General features: G+C 66.3%; 4 protein-coding genes. 1 reads left to right on the forward strand and 3 read right to left on the reverse strand.

Features of this window, described 5'->3' with window-relative positions:
• Positions 1–3: 3 nt before the first annotated feature.
• From nbtC to M8859_RS22210, 3 genes are read right to left on the reverse strand one after another with little or no spacing between them, the layout of a single operon-like run.
• The gene (gene nbtC / locus M8859_RS22200) at positions 4–4,245 is read right to left on the reverse strand and encodes a nocobactin polyketide synthase NbtC (protein WP_443678224.1); all 4,242 of its coding nucleotides are present in this window, start codon (positions 4,243–4,245) and stop codon (positions 4–6) included.
• A 55-nt stretch (positions 4,246–4,300) separates the two neighbouring features.
• The gene (locus tag M8859_RS22205) at positions 4,301–5,623 is read right to left on the reverse strand and encodes a beta-ketoacyl [acyl carrier protein] synthase domain-containing protein (protein WP_249644097.1); all 1,323 of its coding nucleotides are present in this window, start codon (positions 5,621–5,623) and stop codon (positions 4,301–4,303) included.
• A 16-nt stretch (positions 5,624–5,639) separates the two neighbouring features.
• The gene (locus M8859_RS22210; protein WP_195071285.1) at positions 5,640–6,398 is read right to left on the reverse strand and encodes a thioesterase II family protein; all 759 of its coding nucleotides are present in this window, start codon (positions 6,396–6,398) and stop codon (positions 5,640–5,642) included.
• Positions 6,399–6,798: 400 nt separating this feature from the next.
• On the opposite strand from M8859_RS22210, the gene M8859_RS22215 reads away from it, so the two are divergent.
• Positions 6,799–11,409: a non-ribosomal peptide synthetase gene (locus tag M8859_RS22215; RefSeq protein ID WP_249644098.1), complete on the forward strand. Its 4,611-nt coding sequence runs from the start codon at positions 6,799–6,801 to the stop codon at positions 11,407–11,409.
• Positions 11,410–11,426: the final 17 nt, after the last annotated feature.

Below are 11,426 nucleotides of genomic sequence, written 5' to 3' on the forward strand. Positions count from 1 at the left end.
CTCTCAGTCGCGGATCGCGGCGAAGATCCGCTGGTCGAGCATGTGCATCGGATGATCGGCGTCGGGCAGCACCAGCATGGGAGTGAACCCTGAACTGGTGAGCTGATCACGCCACTCGTCTTCGGTGAGGAAAATCCGCGCCCCGGCTCGGATGTCGGAACTGCCGGGGTGCGGTTGACCGGGGCCTGCCGACATCAGGAATTTCATGGATGTCAGCAGCTGGAAGTTCGCCCGGCACGCCTCGATGAAGACAACCGCGCCACCGGGGTTGAGCAGGTCGTGTAGCTGGCGGAGAGTTTCGCCGATGTGGTGGGCATTGTGCACGACATTGGCCGCGAGCACGATGTCGTAGGGCGGCTGCTCCCCGAGGTCGGTATTGAGGTCCATGATTCCGTATCGCATCCACGGATATTCGGAGAACCGCTTCTGCGCCGCGGCGAGGAAGAAGGTCGACAGGTCGGTGAAGTGGTAGTCCACGGACAGTCCCGACAGTCCGGCCAGGACATCATTGGTTGTTCCTCCGATACCGGCCCCCAATTCGAGTATCCGGATCGGTGATCGGTCGCGTTCCAGTCGCTCGGCTATGCCCGCGACGATCTCGCGGGCGGCGGTATTGAGATAGCTACTGATGATGTTGTCCCGATATGCGGCTTCGGCGGTGAGCATGTCGCCGTCGGGGAACAACAACTCCTGGACGCGAACGCGGTCCTGCGCGAGTTCGGTCAGGTGCTCATCGGACCGCTGCAGGAAGGTCGCGAACTCGGGCGAGTAGCCCAGGTCGGCGCACACTGCGAACAAGTCGGGACGAGCCGGCGCCGGTACCGGACCCACGGCGCGATAGCCGTGCGCCGGGACGTGCTCGAGACAACCGTGTGTCGTGAGCTCGTCGAGCCAGCGCTGTAGCAACCACCGATGTCGCGGTGCGAATTCCAGACGCGTGGCGATCTCGTCCACGGTGTGGACGGCGCCATCCCGCAGTACCGGATCCAGAGTCTCCATCATCGCTCGCAGCCCGAAGGTGTCCAGATCCGCGCGTGCGGAGCGCATTCGGTCGGGATCCAGATCGGCTGGCACTGCGTGCGCCGCTGCCAGCCGCGCACGCTCGGCGATGTCCACGGGCTTCGTGGCGTGCACTGCTCGCGCCGGGCGCACCGATTCCGCGGGAACGTCGGGCTGTTGGGAGGATACAGGGCGTGCCGGTGTGCCCGTCCTCGCCGGAATCGGCGCGTGCGAACGGACCAGCGCCACGACGTCATCGACGGACGCTCCGCCGAGAAGCTGCGCGACGGGCAGGTCGTGACCGAACTCCCCGTTGACTCGTCGACGGAATTCCAACGCCTGCAGAGAATCCAGACCGATCGCGACCATCGGAACGGAGGTGTCGATCGTAGCGACGCGATCCACACCTATGACCTCTGCCAGCAGCTTCACCATGCGTCGCGGCAAGTTCTCCCCGGCACCGGGTGCATGGTCCGCGGCGGCCGGTGCAGCCAGCTGCGACAGCAGGGGCCCGTATCCGTATGCCTCGAGAGCGGAATGCGCGCGGCTCCAATCGAACGCCGCGACGATGGCGTTCGTGTGGAGTCCATTCGATCCGAGTGCGATCGCGTCAGCGGGATTCATCGGAACGACGCCCGCTCCAGCGAGCTTCGCCGCGCCCGCGGCGCCGAGATCGAGATGTACCGTCCATTGCCCCCACTGCACCGAAACGCAATCGAGTCCCTCGGCCCGCAGCCGGTGCGCCATCGCATCGAGCATCCGGTTGGCGGCCGCGTAGACGACTTGTCCGCGTCCACCGATCGTCGCCGCCATCGAGGAACACAGCAGCACGCGGCAGTTCTGTGCGCGGGGGAGTACCTCCAGCACCTGCGAGATGCCGATGACCTTCGTCCGCAACGCCTGGTCGACCTTCTCGCTGGTGATCTGCGCCAGCTCGACATCCGAATAATCGACCGCGGCATGAATGATCAGATTCGCGGGCGTATCGCGATGTTCTTCCGCCAACCGCGAGACAGCGGACTTGTCGCGTACATCACAGCGTATGGTGCGGATTTCGGCCGTACCCGTCCGGCGAATGCGGGCCAACTGGTCGGCGATCGCCGGGGTCTCACCTGATCTGCCCACCAGCGTGATGCGGCGTGCGCCGTTGCGGGCGAAGTGAGCGCAGAACTCCAGTCCGAGGTTGCCTGTGCCACCGATGATGACGACGTTCTCCGGCCGCGCGCCGAGCGCATCCGGAGTCATCCGTTCCGCCTCGACGAGTCGCTTGGCGTACAAGCTGTCGCCACGCACCGCCAGTTCCGGTTCACCTGCGGTGTGTATCGCCGCGATGATCGCGCCGGCGGAATCCGGTCGCGTCTGTTCGGGCAACAGATCCAGATGGCGGAAGGCGACGCCGGGGTATTCGGCGCCGATGCACCGGAATCCCGCACTGGCCGCGGCGTGCACCGGGTGCGGCGGCGCGTCCTCGGCCACCACAGTTTCTCCGCCGGCCGTCAGCAGCCAGCAATCGGTCACTTCGCCACCCAATCCTGGCCACCACGATCGCAGTCCGAAGAATTCGGCGGTTCGCGCCACGGCGTTGTGGTCGTCCAGCGGCCCGGGGTTGGCGAGCAACACCACGACTGTGTCGACATCACCGCTGTCGCCGTCGTTCTCGATGTCGATCATGCGCGCCGTGGCGCCGTAGTTCTCCGCTTCGGCGCACAGCGCCGAAGCGAGTTCCGCACAGGCGCCGGTGTGATCGATGAGGCCGAGTTTGCGTGGCGGGACCAGTGAGCGTTGCACCAACCGCACCCAATCCTCGACCAGCAGTTGTGCGGGTGTCGCGGCGGCATTCTCCGGGTTGCCGGTGACCTGCTCGGTGACCGATGACGCGGCGGCGTGCTCGGCCGGTGGGGTAACCGGCCCGGCCGATGCGGCCGAGGGGGAGTTGTATGGCAACCACAACCGCAGCTCGTTCATCCGCACATTCGGGAAGTCGGGCAACGGCAGCGGAATCGTTTTCTCGGATTCGGTGCGCAGCCGGTCCCACGAGTAGTCCACGTCGCTGGTCGCCAGAACCGCCAGATTTCGCGCGAATTCGCTCAGATCGGTGGCGGTACGACTGGACGTACCGGTCACCGTAGCGCTGTGCTCGGCCGCGACAACGCTCAGATTCTCCTGGATCGACAGCTGCAACGTCGGATGTTCGGCGAGTTCGACGAAGGTGTCCACCTGTTGTGCGACCGCCGCGGCGATCGCCTTGTCGAATCGGACGATGTTGCGCAGATTCCAGAACCAGTACTCGTCGACGGGCAGGTCGGAGGTGATCGGGCCGCCGAGCGTGGCCCCGATGCACTCGATCTTCGTCTCGCTGAAGTAATGGCTGCTCAGCCTGCTCTTCACCGCATCCCGGACGTCGTCGCCGAGCTGGTTGATCGAACTGGTATGCGCGGGGTACCGGACGCGGATCACCCGGGCGAAGGTGCCACGCTCGGTGAGCGTATCCACGACGTCCTGCACTGTGCCGCGGTCACCCGATATGCCGACCATGTGCGGAGAATTGATCACCGACAACTGCGCCCATCCCGAGCGGCGCGCGAGCAAGTCCTCGCATTCGTCGCGGTCGGCGGCGACGACCGCCATCGCGTAGTCATCGGAGGCGATCCCGTCCACGGCGTGTGCCCGCGTGCCGACGATGAGGATCGCATCGGCCAGCGTCATCTTGCCCGACACATACGCCGCCGCGATCTCGCCCTGGCTGTGCCCGATCGTGACGTCGGGCTCGATGCCCACGGCCCGCCACATCGCGGCGAGCGCGGCCATCTGCAGGAACAGCGCAGGTTGCACGGTTCGCGCGCTGTCGTCGGCCGGGAAATCCTCATCGAGAACGTAGGTCAGCGGCGACGCGCCGAAGAGTTCGTGGAAGACCTCGTCACAGCGGTCGGCTTCGGCACGGAACGCGGGGGAGCCTTCGTAGTAGAGCCTGCCCATTCCGGGGCGCTGACCGCCTTGCCCCGGGAATACGAACGCGCGCCGGCGGGGCGTGGCGGGACCGTCGTTACGGACTACCGCAGGGTACGCAGTGCCCTCCGCGACGGCCCGCAGCGTGGTGGCGAGGTCGTCTCGGCCGGTGACCATAGCTACGGCTCTGTGTCGGCGCGCGACCCGGGTGCGGAACAGCATCTCCGCGACGCGGCGCGGTGATGCCTCGGGACGATCCGTGACGTAGGAGAGGATGGCCGCGGCCTCGTCTCGTAGCAGTTCAGGCGTATCCGCCGACAGGAGAACCGGAATGGTGCCGTCGGGCAGTCGATAGTCAGAAATCGTCGCGCTCCTCACGAACGGGCATCGCAATGATTGCGTGCGCATTGGCTCCGCCTGCGCCGAACGAGGACACGGCGCCGTAGCGCGCGCCGTTCGTCGGCTCCCACGGCAGCAGTTTCGTAGCCAGCCGCAGGCTCGACCGATCCCAATCCACTTTCGTAGTCGGGTTCTCCGAGAACAGGCTCGGCGGGATATGACCGTGCTCGCCGGCCAGCAGCAGCTTGATCAATCCGAGCATTCCCGCTGCGGCCTGCGCGTGTCCGGCGTTCGATTTCACCGAACCCAACAGCACATCGGCTCCCGCGCAGCCGTAGGTATTCTGCAGTGCGGTCAACTCGACCGGGTCGCCGGCGCGAGTAGCGGTGCCGTGCCCCTCGATCATTCCGACTTCGGCGGGGTCGATCCCCGCGATATCGATAGTTTTACGGATCAGCCGTTCCTGGGCATGCGCGCGAGGAACCAGGATGGGCTTCCCTTTGCCATTGTGGTTGGTAGCGGTGGCCAGGATGCGACCGTAGATCCGGTGTCCCAGCCGACGGGCGCGCGACTCGGGCTCGACGAGCACCACACCCGCGCCTTCACTCCACAGAGTGCCGGTGGCGTCGTCGGCGTACGACCGGCAATGCCCATCAGCCGAAAGGGCGTTGTTCTTCGCGAATTCGTAGAACGCCACCGGCGATCCCATCACGCAGACGGCGCCGGCGAGCGCCCATTCGCATTCTCCCGCTCGTACTGCCGCGGCCGCAAGATGCAATGCGGTCAATGACGACGCGCAGGCGGAGTCGATACACATCGACGGTCCGCCCAGACCCAGGCAGTGTGAGATCCGGCCCGCGACGCCCAGTTGTCCGAAGCCGACGATCCGATGTCCGCTGTAGGCGTTGACCTCCGCGCCTCGCGGGCCGTATTCCATCGGAGATGCGCCGATGAAGCAGCCGCCGTCCTCGCCGTCGAGCGCGCCGGGATTGATTCCGGCGTTTTCCAGTGCCTTCCACGCAACCCGCATGCCGACCCGCTGCTGTGGGTCCATCGCAATGGCTTCCCGTTGCGTGATGCCGAAGAAGGAGGGATCGAAGGCCGCTGCGCCGTCGAGGAATCCGCCCGCGTCGCGGACCTGTCCCCATCCGTCGATGCGGGAAACGGACAGCAGATCATCGAGCGGCCAACCCCGGTCGCGCGGGAACGGGCCGACCAGTTCCCTCGATTCGGCAAGCGCGGACCAGAACGAACGAGGGCTGTCGATTCCGCCCGGCGCCTCGACGGCCATTCCGGAAATGACTATTCCTTCACGGCTCTCGGCCGTCGCTGTTGTCATGACAGATCCCCGTTACTCACGCTGTCCGCTCGGGTTGCGCGCACGGCGCCAACAAATCCGCGATAGCGCCGGCGTGGTCGTTCAGATAGAAGTGTCCCCCGTCGAACATCGTGACCTCTATTTCCTCGGCGTGTTTGGCCCAGCCGTAGAGATCTCGCATCGTGACGACCGGATCCTGATCACCGCAGATCGCGTGGATGCGCGTTGTCACCTTGACGGTTTCGGCGCAGGAATAGGCATCGAATGCCTGGTAGTCGCGTTTGATGACCGGCAGCGCCATCTTCATGACCTCCCGGTTGGCGAAGACATCGGCGCTGGTGCCTTCCAACATGCCGAGGTGATCGAGTATTTCCTGGTCCTCGGTCGGATGCGGTGGTTTGTCCGCGGCGTGGCAGGGCGCGACCGCCGCCGAGATCGTGAGTTGTCGCACGTCGACACCGGCGGCTTCGGCAAGCCGGACGAACTCGAACGAGATCAGCGCTCCCATGCTGTGGCCGAATGTGATGATCGGGACACCGCGGTTGTATTCCGATTGCCGGAATTCGGCGAAGGCCCCTGCGGCGATTTCCGGGAGGGTGGCCAACGCCGGCTCTGTCGCTCGATCCTGGCGCCCCGGGTATTGGAAGACGATGACGTCGAAATTCCTGCTCAATGCCTGAGAGAAGACGCGGTAGGAGGATGCGCCGGCGCCCGCGTGCGGAAAGATCAAGAGTGGGAGGAGTTCAGCTGAATTCGGCTTGTGGAACTGCCTGATCCAACTCGGTCTGCGCTGCATGTACTACTCCACATCTCGATCGCTCTCGCTCGACGATCCGCACAGGAGGGCCGCACATCGAGCGCCGGAATCGAAATCCCGTGCCCTCCCGCATACGGTCCGCTGTGGCGAGCCTCGAGCCGAATGGTAGGTAAGGCTATCATAACTTGGACGACTGTACGTGTCTGCGCGGGTATTGCGTTGCGGGCCATGGATCTCCGCGTTCCGGCGGGCCATCGGGTCGCCGCCGGACCTGGTCGGAAGCGGACCGCCTGGCGGGGCAATATTGTGTAGGCTAACCTAAGTCGCTAGGTTGAGCGGGCCTGAGGGATATCAGGTGCAAGGCAACAGGTAGGTGAGTTCGATCCGCACTTTCGTTGTGGTGCTGATGTCCGAGAACAACCGCTGAGGAGTCGGCTTCATGTCGGAGAAGACACAAGCGCCCGTGGCCGCGCGTGATTCGGCGGCGCTGCCGGAAATCGAGGACGTGCTCGCGTTGAGCCCGTTGCAGGAGGGCCTGTTCTCCCTGGCCGAATTGGCCGGCGCGGACGATCTCTACATCATGCAGATCGAGATCGAGATCACCGGTCCGGTCGATGTGGCGCTGTTGCGCCGCAGCGTCGAGGCGATCGTGCGGCGGCACGCCAACCTGCGTGCGGTGTTCTGGGACCGGGATCTGCCCAGGCCGGTGCAGATCGTGCCGGGCTCCATCGAGCTGCCGTGGTTCGAACGTGCGGCTGACGCACGGGGATTCGCCGCCATCGCGGAATCGGAAGCGCGTCGCGGTTTCGACTTGGAGCGCGGCCCGGCCTTGCGGGTCGTGCTCGCGACGCTGCCCGACGGGTCGCGCAGGATGATTCTGACCGCGCATCACATCCTGATGGACGGATGGTCACTCGGCGTGTTCTTCCGCGAGGTCTTCGCGGTGTATCAGGCGGGTGGGTCAGCCGCCGCGCTGCCCGCGCCCCGGCCCTACCGCGACTACATCGGCTGGCTTTCGGCCCGCGACAGCGACGCCGACCTGCGCCTGTGGGCCGAGTACCTCGGCGATGTCGAGCCGCTCATCCTCGGTGACCGCTCATCATCGATCGTCAACACGATCGTGCCGGAAGTTCACAAGCTGACGCTCGACGCGGTCGACACCGGCCGGGTACGGCGCTGGGCGGGCGCGCACGGACTGACCATGAACACCGTGGTGCAGTTCGCCTGGGCTCTCGTGCTGGGCAGGCTCACCGACCGTCGCGAAGTGGTGTTCGGCACCACCGTCTCGGGACGACCCGATGAACTGTCCGGCGTAGAGACGATGATCGGGCTGTTCATCAACACCATCCCCGTGCGAATCCAGCTGGGCACGGGAGAATTCGATGCCGACCGGGTCGCCGGAACCTGCGCACAGCTACAGCGCGAGGCGGCGGCGATGCGGGACATCGGTTACTTGAGCTTGTCGACCATCCAGCGCGCGGTAGGCCGAGGTGCGCTCTTCGACACCCTTTTCGTCTTCGAGAACGCCCCGGTCGCCGACGTGTTCGGGACGATCACCACGACCGATGGCGCCCGATTCCAGATGTCGGTATCGCAAGGCCTCACTCACTACCCGCTGGCGGTGGTGTCGTATCTGCTGAACGGCGAGTTGTCGGTGGGAGTCGAGGCCGTCCCCGCGTTGCTCGGCCAGCTGTCGGTCTCGGATCTGGTCGCCCGGCTCGTCTCCGTCCTGCGTCGGCTGCCAACCCTCGGCGAGGCGGATCGGGGTGCGTTGGATGTGCTGTTGCCGCACGAACGTCCAAGACCTCCGGAGCGAACGGCGCAGGACGTACTCGGCGCGACGGTGCCGGAGCTGTTCGCCCGTCAGGTCGCGGCGACGCCGGACGCTCTCGCACTGACCACCGAGAACGAGCGGTACACCTACCGCGAGTTGTCCGAGTCCGCGTCCCGCTTGGCGACTGCGTTGACACAGCGCGGGATAGGCGCCGAAGACGTCGTCGCACTTGCCTTGCCGCGATCCGCGCGGTCGATCGTAGCGATCCTGGGGGTGCTCGCCACCGGGGCCGCGTACGTTCCGGTCGACATCGACCTCCCTGCCTCGCGCATCGAATCCATTGTGCGCCAATCCAAGCCGTGCCTTGCGCTGGTGGACGGCGGGGGCGCCGCCGCGCTGGCGGAAGTCGCCGGCCTTCCCTCCGTGCTCGCAGTGAGCGACGCGCTCGACACGCCAGGTCCGGCGATGGACTCACCAGCGTTCGAGCCCGCGCAGTGTGCCTACTTGATCTTCACGTCCGGTTCGACAGGAGAGCCCAAGGGCGTGATGGGTACCCACGCGGCGCTGGCGAGCTACTTCGCCGACCACCGCGACCGGGTCTACCGGCCCGCGGTGGCTCGATTGGGTCGGCCGTTGCGGATCGCGCACGCCTGGTCGTTGAGTTTCGACGCCTCCTGGCAGCCGCTGATCGGGTTGCTCGACGGCCATACGATCCACCTGTTCGATGCCGAGGACATGCGGGACGCGCAACGGCTCGTCGACGGCATGAACCGGCACCGAGTGGACATGATCGACACGACCCCTTCGATGTTCGCTCAGTTGGCGGCAGCCGGGTTGATCGATGATCGTGGCACCGCCGGACCTGCGGTCCTGGCGTTGGGTGGCGAGGCGATCGGCGTGCCGTTGTGGAAACAGCTGTGCGCGCTGCCGAATATCGCGGTGTACAACTGCTACGGGCCTACCGAGACGACGGTCGAGGCCGTGGTCGCCTCCGTGGCCGACGCCGCCGCGACGCCGGCGATCGGCGCTCCGACCGCGGGTATGACCGGATACGTCCTCGATTCGGGGCTTCGGGCGGTCCCGGACGGTGTCGTCGGTGAGCTCTATCTGTCCGGCACGCAGCTGGCCCGCGGCTACGTGGGGAAGTCGGGTGTCACCGCGGAACGATTCGTCGCGGACCCTTTCCGCCCCGGTGAGCGGATGTATCGCACCGGAGATCTGGTGCGGCGGTTGTCCTCCGGTGCTCTGGCGTATCTCGGACGCGCGGACGGCCAAGTGAAGATTCGCGGCTACCGCATCGAGATCGGTGACATCGAAACCGCGCTGCTGTCGTCTCCGCGGGTGCGTGCGGCCGCGGTGATCGCGGTACGTCGCCCGAGCGGGCCGACCCTGGTTGGGTTCGTGGTCGGCGCGGACTGCACGACCACGCAGGTGCGCGCAGACCTCGCCGAGCGCCTGCCCGCATACATGATTCCGCAGCGCATTCTGGCTCTCGACGCCCTCCCGGTGACCCCCAACGGCAAGCTCGACGCCCGGCAACTGGAGGCGATAGCGCGGGAAGCGCTGTCCGGCGCAGGGGCAGAAGCCCCGAAGACCGAGACCGAACGGAGCCTCTGCACTGTGGTCGCCGAACTGACCGGGGGCGCGAAGCCCGGTGTCGAGGAGGATCTGGTCGAGTTCGGCCTCGACAGTATCGTCGCCATCTCATTGGTGAACGCCCTGCGCGGGAGGGGAATATCGACCAGCCCGCGGATGGTGCTCACCGCGGGCACGATCCGGGAACTGGCCGCGCAGATCGATTCCGGAGCGACACCGAGCCGCGCGGCCACGGCGGAGGACTACGGCGCCGTCGGCCGAGTTCCCATCCTGTCGTGGATGCACGAGCACGGCGGATATCGCAGATTGTCGCTGTGCACCCTGCTGGAGCTTCCCCAGGAAATCGACCAGCCGACACTGACGGCCGCCCTGCAGTCCGTCCTGGACGGGCACGACCTGTTGCGGTCCCGCTTCAGCGAGACCGCCACCGGATACGACCTGCACACCCGCGAGCCGGGTTGTGTCCGCGCGGCCGAGATCCTGACTCGGGTGGAGGAGGGCGCGGACTTCCGGGAGACCCTCGCGACCCACGCGCGCAGCGCCGCGGCGCAGATCGACCCGCTCGCCGGTGACCTGGTGCGCGCGGTCTGGTTCACCCGATCCGAGGCTCCCGACCTGCTCCTGCTTTCGATTCATCACGTCGCGGTCGACCCGGTTTCCTGGTACATCATCTGCGCCGATCTAGCTGAGAGCTGGGCCCGGTTCACCCCGCAGGACCATACCGCCGCCGCGCGGATCTCGGCCTTGGATACACCGGGCGAGTACACCGGATACCGCTTGTGGGCGGAGCGGATCCGGGCGCGCGCCGGCGCGCCGGACGTTGCCGCACAGCGCGAATACTGGCTGCGCCAGTCCGCCGGACCGGATCCGGTGCTCGGTGCTCGGCGTCCCGATCCGAAGACCGACACGCTGTCCTCGTGTCACGTCCACCCCGTGCTGGTCCCGGTCGAGACTACGGCCGCGATTCTCGATGGCCTCGTCGGCGAGCTCGGCGTCCGCGAGTTCCTTCTCGCCGCGCTCACCATGACTTTGGCGACTTGGCGCGTCTCGCGTGGCCAGGATCCGACCGGCGGGGCATATGTCGCGATGGAAGGCCACGGTCGAGAAGACGGGTTGCTCGGCGAAGATATCGATACGTCGCGCACGGTCGGTTGGTTCACGAGCATATTCCCGGCGCGCTTCGGGGCGGGTACGGATTACGTGGATATTGTCGCGGCACAGGACGAACCGGCCAACGCGAGGGCACTGATCGATGCCATCGCCGCACAGCTGGCCGAGATCCCGAATCGGGGTCTGGATTACGGCGTGCTTCGCTATCTCGAGGAAGTACCCGAACTCGTCGGTGCACCGGAGCCGCAGGTGCTGTTCGACTATCTCGGGCGCCTCGATCTCGTCGGTGCGAACAAGCCGTGGACGCCGGTGACCGATACCGACCTGCTCGAGCGACTTCCGATGTCACCCGAACCCGCATTCCCGCTTCGGCACGCGATCGACGTGATCGCGGCCGTGCACGCGACCCCGGCGGGCCCGCAGTTGGTCACTCTGCTGCGCTGGAGCGACGCCGTGTTCACCGAAGCCGACGTGCATCGGTTCGCCGGAATATGGCGCGCCGCCGTCGCATCGCTCGAACGCGCGTTGTCGCCGATCTCGGTCGACCGCACAGCGGTTTCCGACCTGTGATCCGCCGGCCCGCAAGC

This window comes from Nocardia sputi, from assembly GCF_023501985.1.